This window comes from Micromonospora sp. NBRC 107095 (genome assembly GCF_030269705.1).
Lineage (GTDB): Bacteria > Actinomycetota > Actinomycetes > Mycobacteriales > Micromonosporaceae > Micromonospora > Micromonospora parva.
On the sequence record NZ_BSTU01000001.1, the window covers coordinates 2,473,930 to 2,494,425 of the forward strand.

Below are 20,496 nucleotides of genomic sequence, written 5' to 3' on the forward strand. Positions count from 1 at the left end.
GTGGGTTAGGCGGCGGTGGACCAGATGGCGCGGAAGGCGGCGGCTTCGCCGGCCAGCCAGCGTTCGATCTGCTCGGGCTTGGCGTCGGTGGGCATGCGGTGGGCCTGGCCACGGCGGACATCCACCAGAACCGGCTCGGCGTGCGGGAGCACCGCGTCCATGTGTCGGGCCATCAGGTGCAGGGTGGCCAGCACCGACTCCTCGCTCGGCGGGGTCTCGTCGAAGTGCAGGCGGACCGCTTCGGCGCGGCCGTCGGCGTGGCGTACCCCGAAATGGGGGTTGATCTTGACGGGTAGGTCGCCCAGCATGGCCAGGGCGTCGCGGGTCTGGGCGAGGTCGACGGCGGCCGGCTCGCCGAGGGAGTGCAGCCAGGCCGTGGCGCCGGGAACGAGCGCCTGGTAGAGCGGGCGCCAGCGAGGCTTGACCACGTCGACCACCCCGGTCAGGTGGGTGCCGCCGGTGTGGAAGGCGATGTCGGCCTTGAGCGCCTTGACGAACTGCCCGTGCGGGTTGAAGCCGGACCGGCTGGCTCGCTGCTTACGCAGACCTCCCACGAAGGTCGCCTTGGTGGGGCCGGTGCGGTCGACGTAGCGGGTGAAGCCGAGCAGCGTTGCGTAGGGGGTGAGGGGCGTGGCGGCGGGCGCGGTCACGGGCGTCCTCCCGGATCGTAATCCTGCAGGTCAGGAACTCGATTAGTACATACATTCTAATCGACGGGTCTGACATCGCCCAGGGAAAGAAGGGGTGCGGAAAACGCGACAAAGGGGCCGTCCGGCGTGCGGACGACCCCCTGCCGAGACGCCGGTTAGAGCTGGCCGACGTCGGTGATCCGGACGACCGCGGCACCGATCTCGTCCGAGGCGGCCAGGTCGATCTCGGCGCTGATGCCCCAGTCGTGGTCACCGTCCGGGTCATCGAAGATCTGCCGTACGGTCCACCGCTCCCGGCCCTGCTCGATCATGAGTAGCGCCGGGCCGCGCGCGTCCGGCCCAACCCCGATCGAGTCGTACGCCTCGAAGTACGGCCCGAGGGCGTCGGCCCACGCGTCGTAGTCCCAGCCGTCCTCGGCGTCCAACTCGGCGAGCAGGTCCCAGCGGCGCAGGGCGGCCAGCTCGACGCGGCGGAACAGCGCGTTGCGCACCAGCACCCGGAACGCCCGCGCGTTGCGGGTCACCGCCGGTGGCCGGTCGGTCAGGGCCGCGTGCGCCTGTGCCACCTCGGCCACGTCGGACGGGTTGCGTAGCCGCTCCCACTCGTCGATCAGGCTGGAGTCGACCTGGCGGACCAGCTCGCCCAACCACTCGATGAGGTCGATCAGCTCCTCGGTCTTGGCGTCCTCGGGCACGGTCTGGCGCAGCGTCTTGTACGCGTCGGCCAGGTAGCGCAGAACCAGGCCCTCCGAGCGGGTCAGCCCGTAGAACTGCACGTACTCGGTGAAGGTCATCGCCCGCTCGTACATGTCGCGGACCACGGCCTTCGGGGAGAGCTGGTGGTCGGCGACCCACGGATGCCCCTGCCGGTACATCTCGTACGCGGCCTCCAGCAGCTCCGCGAGGGGCTTCGGGTGGGTCACGTCCTCGAGCAGTTCGAGGCGCGCCTCGTACTCGATGCCCTCCGCCTTCATCGCGGCGACCGCCTCGCCGCGCGCCTTGAACTGCTGTGCGGAGAGGATCTGCCGGGGGTCGTCGAGGATCGACTCGATCACGCTCAGCACGTCGAGCGGATACGACGGGGACTCGGCGTCGAGCAGTTCGATGGTGGCCAGGGCGAGGGGGGAGAGCGGCTGGTTGAGGGCGAAGTCGAGCTGGAGGTCGACGGTGAGCCGGATCCGCCGGCCGGTCTCGTCCGGTTCGGGCAGCTCCTCGACGACCCCGCCGGCCCGCAGCGCCCGGTAGATGGCGATCGCCCGGCGGATGTGCCGGCGCTGTGCGGCCGGCTCCTCGTGGTTGTCGGTGAGCAGGTGCCGCATCGCGGCGAACGCGTCGCCGGGCCGGCCGATGACGTTGAGCAGCATCGAGTGGCTGACCTGGAAGCTGGAGGTCAGCGGCTCCGGCTCGGCGTCGACAAGTCGGTCGAAGGTGGGCTGACCCCAGCCGATCGAACCCTCCGGCGGCTTCTTGCGAACGACCTTGCGGCGCTTCTTCGGGTCGTCGCCGGCCTTGGCGAGGGCCTTCTCGTTGTCGATGACGTGCTCGGGGGCCTGCACCACGACCCGGCCGATGGTGTCGTAACCGGCCCGGCCGGCCCGCCCGGCGATCTGGTGGAACTCCCGGTTCTTGAGCAGTCGGGTGCGGACCCCGTCGTACTTCGACAGGCCGGTGAACAGCACGGTGCGGATCGGCACGTTGATGCCGACGCCGAGGGTGTCGGTGCCGCAGATGACCTTGAGCAGGCCGGCCTGGGCGAGGGTCTCCACCAGGCGGCGGTACTTGGGCAGCATGCCGGCGTGGTGCACCCCGATGCCGTGCCGGACCAGCCGGGAGAGCGTCTTGCCGAAGCCGGCGGTGAACCGGAAGTTGCCGATCGCCTGGGCGATCATGTCCTTCTCGGCGCGGGTGGCGACGTTGACGCTCGTCAGCGCCTGAGCGCGTTCCAGCGCGGCGGCCTGGGTGAAGTGCACCACGTACACCGGGGCCTGCTTGGTCTCCAGCAGCTCCTCAAGTGTCTCGTGCAGCGGCGTCATCGCGTACGAGAAGATGAGCGGGACCGGCCGCTCGGCCGAGCGCACGACGGCCGTGGGCCGCCCGGTGCGCCGGGTCAGGTCGTCGACGAAGCGGGTGGTGTCCCCCAGGGTGGCGGACATCAGGATGAACTGGGCCTGCGGCAGCTCGATGATCGGCACCTGCCACGCCCAGCCCCGGTCGGGCTCGGCGTAGAAGTGGAACTCGTCCATGATCACCTGGCCGACGTCCGCCCGGTCGCCCTCGCGCAGCGCCAGATTGGCCAGGATCTCCGCGGTGCAGCAGATGATCGGGGCGTCGGCGTTGACGCTGGCGTCGCCGGTGAGCATCCCGACGTTCTCGGCGCCGAAGACCTCGCAGAGCGCGAAGAACTTCTCCGACACCAACGCCTTGATCGGCGCGGTGTAGAAGGTCGTCCGGCTGTCGGCGAGGGCCGCGAAGTGCGCCGCGATCGCCACCAGGCTCTTGCCCGAGCCGGTGGGCGTGTTCATGATCAGGTTGGCGCCGGAGACGATCTCGATGACCGCCTCCTCCTGATGGGGGTAGAGGTCGAGGCCGCGCTCCTTCGCCCAGCCGGCGAACGCGTCGAAGAGGGTGTCGGGGTCGGCGCTTGTCGGCAGCGCGGCGGTGAGCGTCATAGCCTGTCCATGGTGCCTGGATCATGCCCCGAGACGCCAACCGGGCCCGCACCGGACCCCGCCCGGACGCCCCGCCGCATTGCGGTCAGGGCGTTTCGTCGGTCACCGCCGGCGGTACAGCAGGTCGGCGACCGGGCGACCGGCGGTGATCGCCCGCCGCTCGAACTTCGTCACCGGGCGGTGCGCGGGACGCGGCGCGAAGCCACCGTACGCGTCCACCAGCTCCGGGTCGGCGTCCAGCGTTGCCCGCATCGCCTCGGCGTACTCGGCCCAGTCCGTCGCGCAGTGCAACACGCCGCCGGGGCGCAGCCGGGAGCGCAGCAACGCCACGTGCGTCGGCTGGATGATCCGCCGCTTGTGGTGGCGGGACTTCGGCCACGGGTCCGGGAAGAAGACGTGCACGGCGTCCAACACATCCTCGGGCAAGCCGCTGACCAGGGACAACGCGTCGCCCTGCGCCACCCGTACGTTGCGCAGGCCACCGCGCTGCACCAGGTCGAGGAGGTTGGCGATTCCCGGCGTGTGCACCTCGACCGCCAGATAATCTCGATCCGGGTCGGCGGCAGCCATCGCGGCGGTGGCGTCGCCCATGCCCGAACCGATCTCCAGCACCACGGGCGCCCGGCGACCGAACAGGGCGGCCAGGTCGACGGGCACCACAGGTCCGTCCGGCACATCCAGGCCGTACGCGGGCCAGAGCCGGCTCAGCGCGTCGGTCTGCCGGTCGCTCATCCGACCCCGTCGGGGGTGGAACGTGCGGATCGTCCGGCTCGCGGGCGGGACGGCGGGAGAATGGTCGGTGGCGGTCACAGCGTCCCGAGCCTACGCGACGCCGCCAGCGGATCGGATGTGATGTGCGACCGGAAATGAGAGGATCCAACAGGTACGGCAGGTCGGGTGCTCCACTGCCCGACCCGGCCGCACGGCGTCGAGAGGGGGCATCGTGACAGTGACCCGCGGCGGCGTGATCATTTCCGTGCTGACAGTGCTCGCCGGCCCTCTGCTCGCTGCGCCTGCGGCGCTCGCTGCTGCTCCTGTCGCGCTTGCCGCTTCTTCCGCACGCGCGGTGTCCGAGCCTGTCGCCGCGGTACTCGGCGCTCCTGTCGCCGGCGCGCTCGCCGTGCCGCAGCCCGCTGCCGCGCTCGCCGTGCCGGCGCCCGCTGCCGCCGCGCCCGCGCCGCAGCCCGAAGGGCCGCCGGGTGGCGCGCCCCAGCCGGGGCCGGTGGACATCTTCGTCGAGGTCAGTCCCAGCACGGTCCAGCCCGGCTATCTGGTCGGCATCCGGGCCAGTTGTCGGGACAACTCGGTGGGCGCCACCGTGGTCTCCGACGCCTTCGGGGCGGTCGGCGTGCAGCCGCAGCGCGGGGTGCTCACCGCCGCGCCGATGGTGCGCGAGCGCACCCGCCCCGGCAACTACCGGGTCAAGCTGGAGTGCCGCGACGGCGAGACCGCCTCGACCATGCTCCAGGTGGTCAAGAAGACGCCGTCCCCCCAGCCCAGTCGTGGTCCGGCCACCGGCTTCGGTGGCGGCGCGGGCGGCATGACCGGCGAGCTGCTGTTGCCCGCCGGTGCGGCGCTGACCATCACCGGGCTGATCCTCGCCGTGGTGGCGCTGCGTCGCCCACGTCTGGTCCGTGGCGCTGGGCGCTGAGCCGGCCATGGAGATCTTCCGACCCGCCTCGCCGCCGCCGGCCCCCCGCCCGTCTCCCGGGCCCCGCCCGTCGTCGAGCCCTCGCCCCTCTTCCGGGCCCCGCCCAGCGCGCGACGACCGCCCGCCTGCCAACGACCGCCGCGCCCGGGACGACCGGTGGCCGACGGACGATCGGCTCCCGCGTGACGACCGGTGGCCGACCGACGACCGGCTGCCGCGGGACGACCGGTGGCCGACGGACGACCGCTTCGACGACGACCGCCGCCTGCCGCTGGACGACAGTCCGCTGAGCCCCGAGCGCCCGACTGTGGCAGCCCGTCCGCCGACCGCCGTCGCCCCTCGACGTAGTCGCCCCTCCGGCCGTAGCCCGTGGTCGATACCGCTGGCAGTGGTGCTGGTGTTGGCCGGGGTCTTCGCCACCGGGGCAGGGCTGGGCCGCTCGGTCGGCCCGCTCGACTTCGCCCCGGCCGGCGGGGACCGGCCGGCCCGCAGCGAGTCGGTCGGGTTGTCGGCCAGTCGCCCGGTGCGCCTCTCGGTGCCGGCGATCAAGGTGGCCGCGCCGGTGGCACCGGTCGGGCAGGCGCGCGACGGCTCGATCGCCGTACCACCGTTGGAACGGCACAACGAGACCGGTTGGTACGACCGCGGGCCCACCCCCGGTGAACCGGGCCCTGCGGTGATCGTCGGGCACGTGGACACGAAGACCGGCCCGTCGGTCTTCTACGACCTGGGCAAGCTGAAGCCCGGCGACCTGATCGAGGTGGCCCGGGCGGACGAGTCGGTGGTGGTGTTCCGGGTCGACACCGTCGAGCACTTCCCCAAGGACCAGTTGCCCGCCGAGCGGATCTACGGCCACGACGGGCCACCCGGGCTGCGGTTGATCACCTGCGGCGGCCAGTTCATCGGCGGGCGCACCGGCTACGCCGACAACGTCATCGCCTTCGCCACGTTCCAGTCCACCCGAAAGTCCTGAGACCGACCCCGTTCCTGGTTCGGTCGGCCGCCCGCCACTGCTTGATCAACTCGGGATCATGAAAGTCGGGGTGTCGGGTCGGCCCGGACACCCCGACTTTCACAAACGCGAGTGGATCAACCGGTGACGTGTCCGCCGGTTGGCGCGGGTGTCAGCTCAGGAAGGTCAGGCGGGTGTCAGCTCAGGAAGGCCAGTAGTTGGCGGGTGGTCTCGTCGGGGGCCTCCTCCGGGATGAAATGCCCGACCGGGACCGGCTCGCCACGAACGTCGTCGGCCCACTCCCGCCAGATGCCCAGCGGATCGTCGTAGAGCTTCGCGACCTGGCCGCTCTGGCTCCAGAGGAACAGCACCGGGCACGTGATCTTGCGGTTTCCCCGGTCCGCTTCGTCCTGCTGGTAGTCGAGGGTCGCGGCGGCGCGGAACTCCTCACAGATCGCGTGCGCCGTGGCGGGGTCGCTGAACTGCCTGACGTACGCCGCCCGTACCTCGGGCGGGAAGGCATCCTTGACCTCGGGCCAGGTGTCGAGCATGAAGTCGACGAGCACCGCGGGTGCTGCCTTGATGAACTGCTCGGGCACCGGCGCCGGTGCCGCCAGGAAGGACCAGACCCAGTAGGAGAGGCTGAACGCCCTGTCCGCGCGGTTGTAGACGTCGCCGATGGGAACCACGTCCATGACGGCCAGTCGGGTGACCGCGTCCGGTTCGTCCAGTGCGAGACGGTACGCGCAGCGGGCCCCACGATCATGGCCGACGAGCCGGAACTGCTGGTAACCCAGAATCCGCATCATCTCGATCTGGTCGCGGGCGATGGCCCGCATGCTGTACGGCTCGTGGTCGGTGGTGCTCGGCGGTTTGCCGCTGTCGCCCCAGCCCCTCAGGTCGGTGGCGACGACTGTGTACTTCTCGGCGAGCCGTGGCGCGACCTTGTGCCACATGAGGTGCGTCTCGGGGATGCCGTGCAGCAGCAGAACGGGCGGCCCGTTTCCACCTCGGCGGCCGTGGATCGTCGCGCCCGGCGTCTCGATGTCGAACACGTCGAAGCCATCGAACATGGCCAAAATCCCCCGAACCTTGGCATGCGCCCCGGGCGAACGGCGTGGCACGGCTGGCAGGGCGACTGGTGGCCGACTACCGCGCGGGCCGCCTCGACGCTATCAGCGGAGACAGCCGGTCCGGCGTGATTCGACTGTGATGCCGGCCTGAGCACCTCCGCGGGTGTGGCGGCACAGTTCCGACATCCCGGTCAACGCCGCCATCGATCTCCGAACCCTGGCTTGACCTCAACCAATGTTCAAGTCCTAGCGTCGCTGAGACGACGTGTCGAGGCGGCTCCGAGCCGTCGGACCGCGGCTGATTGGAGACATACGTGCGTGCGATCCAGGTCTCTGCGTACGGGGGTCCGGAGGTTCTGATCCTGGTGGACCTGCCCGATCCGCAAGCCGGGGAGGGGGAGGTCATTGTTCGGGCCGAGGCCGTGGACACGATCTACGTGGAGACTCAGATCCGCGGTGGCTGGGGTGAGAGGTTCGGCGTCACCCCGCCGTACGTGCCGGGCGGCGCAGCGGCCGGAACGGTCGTCTCCACCGGACCGGGCGTCTCCGCGTCCTGGCTCGGCCGCCAGGTCGTCGCGGGTGCCGGGACGCGGGGTTCGTACGCTGAGCTGGTTCGGACCAGCGTCGACCGGCTGGTGCCGGTCCCCGACGGCCTGGGCCTGCGGGAAGCGGCTGGTCTCGCCCACGACGGTGTGACCGCCATGGGCATCATCGACGGCCTCGGCGTCAAGCCTGGCGACCGGGTGCTGATCCTGGGGGCCGCGGGCGGCATGGGAACGCTGCTCGTTCAGCTCGCCCACGGTCTCGGTGCGCAGGTCGTGGGAGCGGCCCGTGGCGCGGACAAGCTCACACTTGTACGACGGCTCGGCGCCGACGCTGTCGTCGACTACGCCACGGAGGGGTGGGCCGACGAGGTACGCGAAGCCCTTGGTGGTCTGTCCGTCGACGTGCTGCTGGACGGTGTCGGGGGAGATCTGGGCAGCGACGCCTTTCATCTGGTGGCCGACGGCGGGCGGTTCTCGGCCCATGGGGCGGCCAGTGGCACCTTCGCCACGGTGGACCCGCAGAGTGCTCAGGCGCGCGGCGTCGACGTACACGGCATCGCGGACGTCCAGTTCAAGGCGCCGAAGATGGTGCAGCTCGCGAGCAGGGCCCTGGCCGAGGCGGTGCAAGGGCGGATACGCCCGGTCATCGCACGCGAGTACCCGCTGTCCTCCGCGGCCGACGCTCACCGCGCGATGGAGGCGCGCTCGATCCCGGGCAAGGCCCTGCTCATTCCCTGAGGCGGGTTGGTCGGAAGCCGTGACTGTCGATCTCTGCCGCGAGGGTCAACTAGGGCTGGGGGACGTGCAGGGCCACCTCGAACTCCAGGAGGCTGGCGCCGGTGGCGACCGGGGGGCGGGGCTTGTCGCCGGGCGCGCTCGCGTGCGCGGCGCGCGACGGGCCGGCGGCCCATGCCTGGTACGCCTCCTCGCTCTCCCACTTCGTGTAGACGAAGTACCGGGTCTCACCGGCCACCGGGCGGAGCAGTTCGAAGCCGAGGAAGCCGGGGGAGTTCTCCACCGCGCCGGCTCGGGCGGCGAACCGCTTCTCCAACTCCGCGCCGCCGCCGGCCGGGACCTCGATTGCGTTGATCTTCACGACTGCCATCTGCCCACCCTAGCCAGTCAGAACGCCTCGACCGCGGGGACCAGGTCTGCGTCGACAACGATCGGCGCGTGGTCGGACGGGCCCTTGCCCTTGCGGGCCTCGCGGTCCACGTAGGCGGCGCGGACCGCTCGGGCGAACGGCGCGGACGCGTACACCAGGTCGATTCTCATGCCCTTGTTCTGGTGGAACATGCCGGCGCGGTAGTCCCAGTAGGTGAAGGGGTGCGGGCCCTTCATCGGGGTCGGCACCACGTCGGTGAGGCCGAGGTCGCGCAACGCCGCGAGGGCCGCCCGTTCGGCCGGGGTGACGTGCGTCGAGTGGGTGAAGACCGCCGGGTCCCAGACGTCGGCATCGGTCGGGGCGACGTTGAAGTCGCCGCAGACCGCCAGCGGCAACCCGGCGGCCAGTTCGGCGTCCAGCGCGTCACGCAGGGCGGCGAACCAGGCCAACTTGTACGCGTAGTGCGGGTCGTCCGGGGTCCGGCCGTTGGGCACGTACACCGACCAGACCCGCACCCCGTCGCAGGTGGCGGAGATGGCTCGGGCCTCGGGCTCGGGGAAGCCGGGCTCGTCGGCGAACCCGACCCGGACGTCACTCAGCCCGGCCCGGGACAGGATGGCCACCCCGTTCCACCGGCCGTCGCTGTGGCTCGCCACGGTGTAGCCCAACTCGCCCACCTCGGTCACCGGGAAGGCGCCGTCCGGGCACTTGGTCTCCTGCAGGCAGACGACGTCCGGCCCGGTGTCGGCCAGCCACTGCAGCAGCCGGGGTAGGCGGGCCTTCACCGAGTTGACGTTCCAGGTCGCCAGGCGCATGCCCCCAGCCTGCCGCATTCGCCCGCGCGACGCTGGGTCAGCTGCCCGGGGTGTCGCCGGGACGGGTCTGTTCGGCCAGGAAGCGTTCCAGTTCCGCGCCGAGTTCGTCGGCAGTGGGCAGAGGGCCGGCGTCCGGGGCGAGGAGGCTCTTCTCGCCCCGGCCCCGGGCGAACGCGTCGTACTGCTCCTCCAGGGCCTGGACCAGGGCGGCGGCGTCCTCGGTCTGCGCCACCTGCCGGTCGATCTCGACCCGGACGACCTCGGCGGCCGAGCGCAGCCCGTCGCCGGGCAGCAGCAGCCCGGTGCTGCGGGACACCGAGGTGAGCAGCACCTCGGCGGCGGCCGGGTACTCGGTCTGCGCCACATAGTGCGGCACGTGGGCGGCGAAGCCCAGCGCGTCGCGGCCCTGCTCACCGAGGCGGAACTCCAGCAGGTGACCGACGCTGCCGGGCACCTGGACGCGTTGCAGCCAGGGCTCGTAGCCGGCGATCAGCTCCGGGCGGGTGGCGTGTGCGGTCACCCCGGTCGGGCGGGTGTGTGGGACCGCCATCGGGATGGAGTTGAGCCCCACGGTGAGCCGGACGTCCAGCCGGGCGGCCAGCCCGGCGACGGCGGCCACGAAACGCTCCCACTGCAGGTCCGGCTCGGGGCCGGTGAGCAGCAGGAACGGGGTCTCGTCGTCGTCCTGCAGCAGGTGCAGCTCCAGCTTGGGCGCGTCGACGCTCTCCCAGTGGTCCTCGACGAAGGTCATCACCGGTCGTCGCGATCGGTAGTCGAAGAGCTGGTCGACGTCGAAGGTGGCGATCGGCCGACCCTCCAGCGAGGTGAGTAGCTGCTCACGCGCCAGTCGGCTGGCGTTTCCGGCGTCCACGAACCCGGTGAGGGCCTGGATCAGGACCGGTTGCCCGAGGTCGGGCAGATCGTCGGTGAGCTGGTAGAGCTCGTGTGGGTCGAGCACCGGTGCGGACCTCCCTGAAATGTGCCTGCGGGGCGCGCTCGCGACGGAGGGCACCCGTTCGGGCAACGTACCCGCCATCCTGGTGCATTCCTGCGCCGGGCGATCCGTTGGCCGGGTGGTGGGCATGACCGGACCAATGGGTTGTTTGTGCCACCCGGTCGAGCCGCTCGGCCGATCGGTTGAGGGGTGGTTCGGCCCAAAGGCCGAGTTTGTCGATCATGTCAGGCTCGGCGGTCGGATGTCCGGCTCTGCCGCCTTCCGTGGCGGTCCGCGTGCGACACCCGCTTCATCCGGTACGAGAGGTCCGTTCCCCGGGCGGGTCGACCCGCCCGGGTCGTCCACCCGTACCCGCCGAATCTGTGTCGAGGGCCACGTGATCACCGTGCGTGATCGGCGTATCGGCCTGCCTAGCCTCGGTTGATGCGTGACGACGGCACCCTCGACGACCCGTACGCCCCGAGCAGCCCCAGTACCGATACGGAGGATGGCACCTCAACCGAACGGACAACCGCCGCGAGCCGGCTCCGGGCGTACGCCCGGGACCTGACCGGTCGACGCCGGGCACAGCTGGCGCTGGCCACCGGTGTGGTGTGCTGCCTCGGTCTGACCGCCGTCGTCCAGGTCCGGGACGAGGACGCCGGCGCGGCGACCCGGGGCGGATCGCCCTCCAGCGCCGAGCTGGCGCAGCGCGCCGAGCAGCAGGGCGCCTCCCGTTCCCTCGACCGCACGGCTGCGCCGAGTGTGTCCGCCGCCGCCCCCACGGCGAGCCCCGCCGACCCGGACACCACCGCGTCGGCCCGCAAGGCCGCCCCGGCCCGCCCGACCGACCCGGCGCCCGTGGCCGGGCTGGACGAGGACCAGATGGAGAACGCCGAGGCGATCGTCCGCACCGGCCGCAAGATGGGGGTGCCGCGCCGGGGTCTGGTGATCGCGGTGGCCACCGCCATGCAGGAGAGCAACCTCTACAACGTGGCCAGCGGCGTGCTGCCCGAGTCGCAGGACTATCCGCACCAGGGCATCGGCTGGGACCACGACTCGGTCGGGTTGTTCCAACAGCGCTCCAGCAGCGGCTGGGGCCCGGTCGGGCGGTTGATGGACCCCGAGTTCGCGACCCGGCAGTTCCTCGCCGCGCTGCAGCAGGTGCCCGGCTGGCAGCGGATGCGGCTCACCGACGCCGCCCAGGCGGTGCAGGTCTCCGCGTACCCCGAGCACTACCAGCAGCACGAGTGGCGGGCGACCCGGGTCGTTGACGCCATCGTGCCGGCGGGGCGGTAACCTACCGCCCACTATGGACGGTCAGGGTTGAGGCTGTCGCATCCCGGGTACATGTCTTGCGGGTACGGGGTACAAACATGACTACGGGATCGTCGACAGGAGGACGACATGTCACTGATGCAGCGGATCACCACGTTCCTGCGATCGCCGAAGGGGCAGCAGTTGGTCGAGCGCGGCCGTCGGGAGATGGCCAAGCCGGGCAACCAGCAGAAGCTGAAGGGGTTGGCGGCCAGGCTGTCCAACCGCCGCCGCTGACCGCTCCATCGGCCGCCCTGTCCACCGATCCCACCCCTGGGGAGACCTGGTGACCGACACCCCGCCCGTCGGCGGTCAGCCCGCCGCTCCGACTCCGCAACCGTCCGTCGACCTGCCGGCCGGGCCGGTGGACGCTCCCGAGGGTCCGCCGGCCCGCCTCTGGGACCGGATGCGTGACGACCCGCAGTACGCGCCGGAGCACCTCGCCCTGGAGGCGGTGCGCCGCCTCGGGCCCGAGGCCGTGCAGTGGGCCGCCCGGGCCCGGGCCGAGCAGCCCGGGGTCTCCGGCGATGTGCTCGCCGACCAGGCGGCCCGCAAGTTCGTCAACCTGGCCCGGCTCTCCGGCGCGGTTTCCGGCGCGGCCGGGCTGCCCGGTGCCGTGATCGACGTGGGCGTGCTGGCCTGGACCCAGGCACGGATGGTGCTGCACATCGCCGCCGCGTACGACGTCGACCCGCTGCACAGCGATCGGGCCACCGATCTGCTGGTGCTCCAGCGAGTGCACAAGGTCGCCGAGAGCGCCCGGCTGGCGCTCGGTGTGGCCGCCGGCCGGGAACGCGCCGACGCGCTCTTCGGCCTGGGCGGCCAGCGTCCGCTCGGTCGGGTCATGCTGCAACTCGGCGTCCGGCTGGCCCAGATGGCCGGCGTCCGGGCCGCCAAGCGGATGGTTGCCAAGATCGTCCCCGGCGCGGCCATCGTGCTCGGCACCTGGGCCAACTCGTCGGCCACGAAGGATCTCGCCCACCGGTCCCGGGCCCTCTACCGCTCCCGCGGCAGCGCCGTCCCGGAGCCGCGCCAGCCCTGACGTCCGTCCCGGTCCTCAGTTGGCCAGGCCGGAGGATCGCCAGGTCACCTCGGCGATGCGGCCCTGGCCGGTGGCGTTGGGGTGGAACCAGTCCAGCGGGTTGAGCAGATCCAGTGTGAAGCGGACCTTGTGCAACGCGCCGCCGTCGTGCCGGCACCGCGACCCGTACGCCCGGCAGGCTGCCGTCAACTCGGCGTTGTACGCGTCGATCCGGTCCCGGACGGCGGCCCGGCGCGCCCGGTCGGCGGGGGCGGTCGAGGTCGCCTCGGCCAGCAGGGCCGGGCAGATGCCGCCTCGCCGCCACGCGCGGGTCGCCCGGGTGTCGTCGTGCCCGACCTCCCAGAGCCGGTACAGGTCGGGGATGCTCACCACCAGCACCCGGGCCTTCGGTCGGCCGGTCCGCAGAACCCGCAGCCCCTGGTCGACGTCGGCCCGGAACTGCTTCACCGGCGTCATCGCGTCCACCCCGCCCCGGCAGACATCGTTGGCGCCGATCAGCACCGTGACGTAGTCGGCGCGGTCGCGTACCGCCGCCTGGGCCTGACCGGCGAGAGCGTCCGCGCGGGCGCCGGGACGGGCGTGGTTGTACCTCCGGTCGCGGATCGCCGTGTTCTGTTCCAGCAGCCGTCGGTAGTGGCTCTGCACCCGCAGCCCGTCCCCGGTCGACCAGGAGTTGCGCTCGCAGGAGGTGAGCACCAGGCATGAGGCGAAACCGGTGCTGATCGAGTCGCCGAGGGCGGCGATGCCGCCGGGCCCACCCGACGGCGGGGCGCTCGTGGTGGGGCGGGGTGTCGCCGAGGTGCCGCCCTCGCAGGCCAGCGCGACCAGCGCCGCGAGACAGGCCAGGGCGGCAACCCAGCGTCGAGGCATGACGTCTCCCGTTCCGCAGCACAGAGCGACAGCGCGGTAACTCTATGCGTCGGACGTGGTGTGCCGGGAAGTTGCTGTCGGGTATGCGGCAGAGCGCCGACACGGAAACCGTCGAGGTGCTATGCGTCCCGCCAGGGTGCCGGCTGGCCGTGCAGCCACCAGTGCAACGCCCGGGTGATCCGGGGCAGCACCAGATAGGTCATCAGCGGGGTCAGGCAGAGCGTCATCAGGAGCACCCGGGCTGCCAGCGGCACCGCGTCGAGGAAGCGGCTCGTCAGCAGGGTGGCGGTCAGACTCAGCGGGAAGAACGCCAACCAGATGGTCACCGCCTGCTTCCAGCGGGGCGGCGACGCGGGCGCGACCGGCTCCACCGGGTCCACCGAGTGCTCCAGCGGCCTGTCGAACCAGCCCTCGATCCCGGTGCGCCGCTCCACCCGGGTGTGCTCGACGATGCCCTGCGCCGAGCTGAGCCACCAGTGCCGCTGCGGCGACTCCTCCCACCGGCGCAGCGTCTCGGCGTCGGCGAAGCGGTAGAGCATGTGCCACTCCGGCGAACCGGGGCCGCTCTGCACCCAGCCGGCGCCCAGGAACCCGGGGAACGCCTCGGCCAGCGCGGTGCCGGCCCGCATCCAGGCCACCATCTCGCTGGCCCGGTCGGGGTCGACGCGGCGGGCGATGGAGACGGTCACCGGCACGGTGAGGGTCATTGACATGTGCTCATCCTCCGGCCGGTGGGGCCTCCGCGCGAACGGATGTGCCCGAGCACACCGGTGCGGCCGGGTGCGCACGCGCGCAGTACCGGTTAAGCCGGCCGATCGGGGGTAGATCGGTGGGTATGACGAGATCGCAGCCTCGGCGTGCCCGTGGCACGGTCGGCCACGCGAACAGCGCGCTGAACCTCCGGCTCACCCTCGCCAGCTTCGGTCTGGTGATCATGGTGATCTTCGCGGTGCTGGCGTTCTGGGCCGGTATCGCCTGGCTCGGCGTACTCTGCGCGATCTTCGCCGTGGTCGCCGTGGTCGATCTGGTCGTGATCCAGCGCCGCCGCGCCGCCCGCCGCCGCGAGGAGCCGGGCGTACGACACTCGTTGTTCGAGTGACAGGAGGACGAGATGCCCCACATCGCCACCACCAACCCCGCCACCGGCCAGGTGCTCAAGACCTATGAGGCGATGTCCACCGAGCAGCTCGACGGTGCCATCGAGCGCACCGACCTCGCGTTCCAGCAGTTGCGGGAGACGACAGTCGACCAGCGCGCCCGGTGGATGAACGCCGCCGCCGACCTGCTCGACGCCGAGCGCGACGAGATCGCCCGGATCATGACCACCGAGATGGGCAAGACGTACGCCGCGGCGCAGGCCGAGGTGACGAAGTGCGCCACTGCCGCCCGCTTCTACGCCGACAAGGCCCCGGCGTTCCTCGCCGACGAGCCGGCCGACGCCGACGCCGTGAAGGCGACCCGGGCGTTCATCCGGTACCAGCCGATCGGTGTGGTGCTCGCGGTGATGCCGTGGAACTTCCCGCTCTGGCAGGTGATGCGCTTCGCCGCGCCAGCGCTGATGGCGGGCAACACCGGGCTGCTCAAGCACGCCTCGAACGTGCCGCAGACCGCGCTGCTGCTGGAGGACGTGTTCCGCCGCGCCGGCTTCCCCGAGGGGGCGTTCACCACCGTGCTGGTCGGCTCGGACGCCGTCGACCGCATCCTCAGCGACCCCCGGGTACGCGCCGCGACGCTCACCGGCAGCGAACCCGCCGGCCGGTCCATCGCCCAGATCGCCGGACGGGAGCTGAAGAAGACGGTCCTCGAACTCGGCGGCAGCGACCCCTTCGTGGTGATGCCCTCGGCCGACGTGGACCGGGCCGCCGAGGTGGCCACCACCGCCCGCTGCCAGAACAACGGCCAGTCCTGCATCGCGGCGAAGCGGTTCATCGTGCACACCGACGTCTTCGACGCGTTCGCCGAGAAGTTCGCCGCGAACATGGCCGCCCTGCGGGTCGGCGACCCGATGGACCCGGACACCGACGTCGGGCCGCTGGCCAGCGAGCGGGGCCGCGACGAGGTGCACGCCCAGGTCCGCGACGCGGTGGACAACGGCGCGACGGTGCTCTGCGGGGGCGAGCGGCCGACCGGTGACGGCTGGTTCTACCCGCCGACGGTGGTCACCGACCTCACCCCACAGATGCGGATGTGGTCGGAGGAGGTCTTCGGCCCGGTCGCTGGCCTGTTCCGGGTGTCGTCGTACGAGGAGGCCATCGCTGTCGCCAACGGCACCAACTTCGGGCTCGGCTCGAACGCCTGGACCCGCGACCCGGCCGAGCAGGAGCGCTTCGCCACCGACCTGGACGCCGGCAACGTCTTCATCAACGGGATGACCACCTCCTACCCCGAGTTGCCGTTCGGCGGCGTGAAGAACTCCGGGTACGGGCGGGAGTTGTCGGCGCTGGGCATGCGGGAGTTCTGCAACACCAAGACGGTCTGGGTGGGCAAGGGCGCCGCCTCTGCCGGCGCCGGCGCGCACGCCGAATAGTTCGGGGCGCGACACGATAGTTCGGGGCGCGACACGCGTCAGCCGGCGGCGTCGTGGGTAGGAAGTGTGCCCATGACGTCGTTCGGGTTTCACGCCTCACATGAGCAGATCGGTCCGCGCGCCCTGTTGGAGGCGGTGATGCACGCCGAGCGGGCCGGCTTCGACGCCGCGATGTGCTCCGACCACTTCTCCCCGTGGAGCGCCCGGCAGGGCGAGTCCGGCTTCGCCTGGTCCTGGCTCGGCTCGGCGTTGCAGGCCACTGGTATGCCGTTCGGCGTTGTCAACGCACCCGGTCAGCGCTACCACCCGGCGATCATCGCGCAGGCGATCGGCACCCTCGGCGCGATGTACCCGGGCCGGTTCTGGGCGGCGCTGGGCACCGGCGAGGCCAGCAACGAGCACATCACCGGCGACCCGTGGCCGCGCAAGGATGTGCGTTCCGCCCGGCTGCGTGAGTGCGTCGACGTGATCCGCGCCCTGCTGGCCGGCGAGGAGGTCAGCCACGACGGCCTGGTCCGGGTCGATCGCGCACGCCTGTGGACCCGCCCCGAGCAGCCGCCCGCGCTCGTCGGCGCCGCCGTCAGCGTGGCCACCGCCCGCTGGTGCGCCGAATGGGCGGACGGGCTGATCACCGTCAACGCCCCGGTGGCGCACCTTCGCGAAATGATCGACGCGTACCGGGACGCGGGCGGGCGTGGACCACTGCACCTGCAGGTGCACGTCTCCTGGGCGCCGGAACAGGCACAGGCCGAGGCGATCGCGTACGACCAGTGGCGCAGCAACGTCTTCCCCCCGCCGGTCTGCTGGGACCTGGAGACCGCCGAGCACTTCGACCTGGTCTCCGCCGACGTGCCGGCGCAGCGCGTCGCCGAGGTGGTGAACGTCTCCTCCGACCTGGGCCGGCACGTCGGCTGGCTGGAGGAGTACCTGGAACTCGGCTTCGACCAGATCGCCCTGCACCACGTCGGGCAGGAGCAGCGCGGATTCATCGACGCGTTCGGTACGGAGGTGCTGCCGAAGCTGCGCCCGGGCGGCTGAGCAAAGCAGTACTCACGTACCCCTAGGCTCGTACCCCATGGAAAGCCTGTTCCCGGTCGTCGTCTTCCTGGCGATCGCCACCCTGGGTGCCGCGTTGGCCCGCCGGCTCGGCCTGCTCGCGCCGATCGTGCTGGTCGTCGTCGGCCTGGCACTCTCGTTCGTCCCGGGCTTCCCGCAGGTGCACCTGGAGCCGGAGCTGGTGCTGATCGGCATCCTGCCGCCGCTGCTCTACGTGGCCGCGCTGGAGACCTCGGTGCCGGCGTTCAAGAACAACATCCGGCCGATCCTGCTGCTCGCGGTCGGTCTGGTGTTGTTCACCGCGTTCGTGGTCGGGTTGGTGCTGCACCTGCTGTTGCCGCAGGTGCCGTTCGCGATCTGCCTGGCCCTCGGCGCGGTGGTCGCCCCACCGGACGCGGTGGCCGCCACGGCCGTCGCCCGCCGGGTCGGGCTGCCCCGCCGGGTCGTCACCATCCTGGAGGGCGAGAGCCTGGTCAACGACGCCACCGCCCTGGTGCTGCTGCGGGTCGCGACGATGGCCACCGTCGGCTCGGCCGTCGGCACGGCGGAGGTCGCCGTCGAGGTCCTGCGGGCCACCGGCGGCGGCATCCTGATCGGGGCGCTCGGGGCGCTGGTGTTCGGCTTCCTGCATCGGCGCATCACTGATCCGCTGCTGGACAACGCGCTGTCGCTGATCATCCCGTTCGCGGTGGTGTTCACCGCCGAACACCTGCACGCCTCCGGCGTGGTTGCGGTGGTCGTCACCGGCCTGGTGCTCGGCCACAAGCTGCCGCAACTGCTGTCGGCGGCGTCCCGGTTGCAGATCGGCGCGTTCTGGCGACTTGTTCGTTTCCTGCTGGAGGGCCTGGTGTTCCTCCTGGTCGGGCTCCAACTGCGGGAGGTGCTACGCGAACTCGACGAGCCGATCGGCTCGCTCACCCTGATCACCCTCGCGGTGCTCGCCACCGTCTTCCTGACCCGGTTCGTCTGGCTCTTCCCGGCCACCTACCTGGCCCGGTTGGTCCCCCGGGTCCGCCGCCGTGACGCCCGGCCGTCGCCGAAGGTCCCGATCATCATCGGCTGGGCCGGCATGCGCGGCGTGGTCACCCTGGCCGCCGCGCTCGCGCTGCCGCTGACCCTGGCCGGCGACGAGCCGTACCCGAGGGCGTTGTTCATCTGGCTGGCCTTCGCCGTGATTGTTTTCACCCTGGTCGGCCAGGGCGCCACTCTGCCACTTGTCGCACGCCGGTTGAAGCTGCCGCCGGACGACGCGGTGCAGGACGCGCTCTCCGCGGCCGGGGTGCAGCAGCAGGCCAGCAGGGCCGCCCGGGACCGCCTGGACGAGTTGGCCGACACCGCCCCGGACCCGGTGGTGGCCCGGCTGCGCCGAGCGGTGGAGGACCGCACCAACATGGCGTGGGAACGACTCGGCGGCGACGAGCGGGAGACCCCGTCGCAGGCGTACGGTCGGCTGCGACAGGAGATGATCGACGCCGAGCGGGAGGTGTTCCGGGCTGCCCGGGACTCCGGTCGGATCCCTGAGGAAGTGCTGGTGCAGGCCTACCGTGACCTGGACCTGGAAGAGTCGTTGCTGCGAGAGGTTGAGAAGTGAGCTGTCAGCACCTGACCGAGGCCGCTGCCACCGAACCGCGCACCCCCGACGAGTGCGCGGACTGCGTCGCCATCGGCGACACCTACTGGGTGCACCTGCGCACCTGCCTCAGCTGCGGGCAGGTCGGCTGCTGTGACTCGTCGCCCAACCAGCACGCGAGCAAGCACTTCGCGTCCACCGGCCACCCGGTGATCCGCTCGGCGCAACCGGGCGAGGCCTGGCGGTGGTGCTACGTCGACGAGGAGATCGGCTGAGCGCTGGGCGGTAGCGGCTCGGCGCGGTTCGCCAGGGCCCGTCGGGTCAGCGGCGGCACGGCCAGCCCGGTGACCGCGAGCAGGCCGGCCACCACCAACCAACCGATCGGCCCTCGGTCGAGGATCAGCCAGGTCAGCACCGCCGGCCCAGCCGCGCGGGCCAGCCCGGCGAGCAGGGTGTCGACCCCCTGGTACGCGCCGATCGCGTCCGGGGCGGCGAGGTCGTAGGCCAGCGCCGCCCCGGCCGCGCTGTGCCACAGATCGCCCACCGTGTAGATCACCGTCGCGCCCAGGAGCAGGCCGATCGCGGCCACGGTGGGCACGACGGCGGTCGTCGCCCAGAGCAGCATCCCGGCCGCGAGCACCAGGCCGGCCCGACGCATCGTCGCCGCCGCCGGCACCGCGTCCCGGGCGCTCCCGCTCAGCCGTACCGCGAGCAGCACGGTGAGCACCGTGTTGACCAGCAGCACGGCGGCGACCGTCACCGGGGGCGCGTCGGTGTGGCTCACCACCCACAGCGGCAGGACCAGCGACAGCACCACCCCGTGCACGGAGAGCGCCGCCGAAGCGCCGGCGACCGCGAGGAAGCGCCAGTCGCGCAACGCGCGCGGCGGTCGTGGCCGGACCGCCCGCCGTACCGGCGGATACGACGGCAGTCGCATGATCAGCACCGCCGAGACCAGGTAGGTCGCGACGTTGCCGAGCACCAGCAGCCGGTACGCCCATCCGGCGTCCGCCACCAACGCGAACGCGGCCAGCCCCGCGCCGAGCGTCACGCCCAGGTTCGCCACCGCACGCAGGGTGGCGAACGCGTGCACCCGACCCTGCGGGCCGGCGACCGCGGCGACCAGCGCGGCGCGGACCGCCAGGTTGCCGGAGACCAACAGCGCGTCCATTGTGGCCACCAGAACGAAAACCGGAAACGAGCCGACCAACAGGTACGCGGCGGCGACAGTGGCCTGGGCCAGTTGCAGCACCGCGCGCAGCGCCCGGGGATCACGCCGGTCGGCGAGCCCACCGAGCGGCACGCTCGCGGTCAGCCCGACCAGGCCGGCGACGGTGAGCCCCAGTCCCACCTCGGTCGGCGTCAGCCCCACCGAACGGGTGAGATAGAGCGCGGCGCCGGTCACCCACAGCCCGGTGCCGACCGTGTTGGCGAGGGTGGCCAACGACAGCGTGCGCAGCCGCCCGGGAGGCGGTAGTGGCGACAGCGTGCGCAGCCGCCCGGGAAGTGGTAGTGGCGACAGCGATCGCCAGCCGCCGCGTATCCCCGCCCGAGCGCCCACACCTCGACGCTAGGCCCGACGCCTGCGCTGCGATGTCCCGTGCCGTGCCGCACCCGACACAACCCGCCTCCAGGTTGCGTCTCTGACCTCTGCGTGGACTTCGGTCTGTGTCTGGCTCGTGGCTCCTGCGTCGGCTCCGGTTCACTGTGTAGTTCCTGG

General features: G+C 71.8%; 21 protein-coding genes. 11 read left to right on the top strand and 10 right to left on the bottom strand.

Features of this window, described 5'->3' with window-relative positions:
• Positions 1-5: 5 nt before the first annotated feature.
• The 3 genes from QSK15_RS11455 to trmB form a co-directional block, all read right to left on the bottom strand.
• Entirely contained in the window at positions 6-650 is a 645-nt protein-coding gene (locus QSK15_RS11455) for a hypothetical protein (protein ID WP_285794145.1), read from the bottom strand.
• A gap of 155 nt (positions 651-805) precedes the next feature.
• Positions 806-3,319, bottom strand: a complete 2,514-nt coding sequence (locus QSK15_RS11460) for a DEAD/DEAH box helicase (protein WP_285794146.1) — start codon at positions 3,317-3,319, stop codon at positions 806-808.
• Between the two features lie 102 nt (positions 3,320-3,421).
• Entirely contained in the window at positions 3,422-4,129 is a 708-nt protein-coding gene (gene trmB, locus QSK15_RS11465) for a tRNA (guanosine(46)-N7)-methyltransferase TrmB (protein WP_377620799.1), read from the bottom strand.
• A gap of 130 nt (positions 4,130-4,259) precedes the next feature.
• Between trmB and QSK15_RS11470 the strand changes: the two genes are divergently transcribed.
• Positions 4,260-4,970 carry a hypothetical protein gene (locus tag QSK15_RS11470; RefSeq protein WP_285794384.1) on the top strand — a complete coding sequence of 237 codons (711 nt, stop codon included), beginning with the start codon at positions 4,260-4,262 and terminating at the stop codon, positions 4,968-4,970.
• 307 nt (positions 4,971-5,277) lie between these two features.
• Complete coding sequence (locus tag QSK15_RS11475) at positions 5,278-5,943, top strand: class F sortase (protein WP_285794148.1); 666 nt, start codon at positions 5,278-5,280, stop codon at positions 5,941-5,943.
• Between the two features lie 176 nt (positions 5,944-6,119).
• Here the strand turns inward: QSK15_RS11475 and QSK15_RS11480 are convergent, their stop codons facing one another.
• Positions 6,120-6,995: an alpha/beta fold hydrolase gene (locus QSK15_RS11480; protein ID WP_285794149.1), complete on the bottom strand. Its 876-nt coding sequence runs from the start codon at positions 6,993-6,995 to the stop codon at positions 6,120-6,122.
• 314 nt (positions 6,996-7,309) lie between these two features.
• Between QSK15_RS11480 and QSK15_RS11485 the strand changes: the two genes are divergently transcribed.
• Entirely contained in the window at positions 7,310-8,278 is a 969-nt protein-coding gene (locus QSK15_RS11485) for a zinc-binding dehydrogenase (protein WP_285794150.1), read from the top strand.
• A gap of 49 nt (positions 8,279-8,327) precedes the next feature.
• Here QSK15_RS11485 and QSK15_RS11490 read toward each other — a convergent pair whose 3' ends face one another.
• Genes QSK15_RS11490 through QSK15_RS11500 form a run of 3 tightly spaced genes read right to left on the bottom strand, consistent with a single transcriptional unit; the run spans position 8,328 to position 10,418 of the window.
• Complete coding sequence (locus QSK15_RS11490; RefSeq protein ID WP_285794151.1) at positions 8,328-8,645, bottom strand: antibiotic biosynthesis monooxygenase family protein; 318 nt, start codon at positions 8,643-8,645, stop codon at positions 8,328-8,330.
• 17 nt (positions 8,646-8,662) lie between these two features.
• Positions 8,663-9,460 carry an exodeoxyribonuclease III gene (locus QSK15_RS11495; protein WP_285794152.1) on the bottom strand — a complete coding sequence of 266 codons (798 nt, stop codon included), beginning with the start codon at positions 9,458-9,460 and terminating at the stop codon, positions 8,663-8,665.
• A 37-nt stretch (positions 9,461-9,497) separates the two neighbouring features.
• Positions 9,498-10,418: a proteasome assembly chaperone family protein gene (locus QSK15_RS11500; protein ID WP_091401570.1), complete on the bottom strand. Its 921-nt coding sequence runs from the start codon at positions 10,416-10,418 to the stop codon at positions 9,498-9,500.
• A gap of 420 nt (positions 10,419-10,838) precedes the next feature.
• Here QSK15_RS11500 and QSK15_RS11505 point away from each other — a divergent pair, with 420 nt between their 5' ends.
• The 3 genes from QSK15_RS11505 (at position 10,839) to QSK15_RS11515 (ending at position 12,753) form a co-directional block, all read left to right on the top strand.
• A complete protein-coding gene (locus QSK15_RS11505; RefSeq protein WP_285794153.1) occupies positions 10,839-11,693 on the top strand; it encodes a peptidase M23 in 855 nt (284 codons plus the stop codon).
• 108 nt (positions 11,694-11,801) lie between these two features.
• The gene (locus tag QSK15_RS11510; protein ID WP_167457721.1) at positions 11,802-11,948 is read left to right on the top strand and encodes a hypothetical protein; all 147 of its coding nucleotides are present in this window, start codon (positions 11,802-11,804) and stop codon (positions 11,946-11,948) included.
• A 49-nt stretch (positions 11,949-11,997) separates the two neighbouring features.
• Entirely contained in the window at positions 11,998-12,753 is a 756-nt protein-coding gene (locus QSK15_RS11515; protein WP_285794154.1) for an EcsC family protein, read from the top strand.
• 15 nt (positions 12,754-12,768) lie between these two features.
• Here the strand turns inward: QSK15_RS11515 and QSK15_RS11520 are convergent, their stop codons facing one another.
• Positions 12,769-13,623: a GDSL-type esterase/lipase family protein gene (locus tag QSK15_RS11520; RefSeq protein WP_285794155.1), complete on the bottom strand. Its 855-nt coding sequence runs from the start codon at positions 13,621-13,623 to the stop codon at positions 12,769-12,771.
• A 119-nt stretch (positions 13,624-13,742) separates the two neighbouring features.
• Positions 13,743-14,336 (bottom strand): antibiotic biosynthesis monooxygenase, encoded by a 594-nt coding sequence (locus QSK15_RS11525; RefSeq protein ID WP_030335059.1) that lies wholly within the window; start codon positions 14,334-14,336, stop codon positions 13,743-13,745.
• Positions 14,337-14,458: 122 nt separating this feature from the next.
• Here QSK15_RS11525 and QSK15_RS11530 point away from each other — a divergent pair, with 122 nt between their 5' ends.
• From QSK15_RS11530 to QSK15_RS11550, 5 genes are all read left to right on the top strand, one after another.
• Complete coding sequence (locus QSK15_RS11530) at positions 14,459-14,722, top strand: DUF6343 family protein (RefSeq protein ID WP_130400182.1); 264 nt, start codon at positions 14,459-14,461, stop codon at positions 14,720-14,722.
• Positions 14,723-14,734: 12 nt separating this feature from the next.
• Positions 14,735-16,150: an NADP-dependent succinic semialdehyde dehydrogenase gene (locus QSK15_RS11535; protein ID WP_285794156.1), complete on the top strand. Its 1,416-nt coding sequence runs from the start codon at positions 14,735-14,737 to the stop codon at positions 16,148-16,150.
• Between the two features lie 72 nt (positions 16,151-16,222).
• Entirely contained in the window at positions 16,223-17,188 is a 966-nt protein-coding gene (locus QSK15_RS11540) for a TIGR03885 family FMN-dependent LLM class oxidoreductase (RefSeq protein ID WP_285794157.1), read from the top strand.
• 37 nt (positions 17,189-17,225) lie between these two features.
• Positions 17,226-18,797 (top strand): Na+/H+ antiporter, encoded by a 1,572-nt coding sequence (locus QSK15_RS11545; RefSeq protein ID WP_285794158.1) that lies wholly within the window; start codon positions 17,226-17,228, stop codon positions 18,795-18,797.
• Positions 18,794-19,051 (top strand): UBP-type zinc finger domain-containing protein, encoded by a 258-nt coding sequence (locus QSK15_RS11550; protein WP_285794159.1) that lies wholly within the window; start codon positions 18,794-18,796, stop codon positions 19,049-19,051. The genes QSK15_RS11545 and QSK15_RS11550 overlap by 4 nt, the downstream gene beginning before the upstream one ends.
• On the opposite strand, the gene QSK15_RS11555 is transcribed toward QSK15_RS11550, so the two are convergent.
• Entirely contained in the window at positions 19,027-20,271 is a 1,245-nt protein-coding gene (locus QSK15_RS11555; RefSeq protein WP_352232176.1) for an MFS transporter, read from the bottom strand. The two genes, QSK15_RS11550 and QSK15_RS11555, sit on opposite strands and share 25 nt — an antisense overlap.
• Between the last annotated feature and the right edge of the window lie 225 nt (positions 20,272-20,496).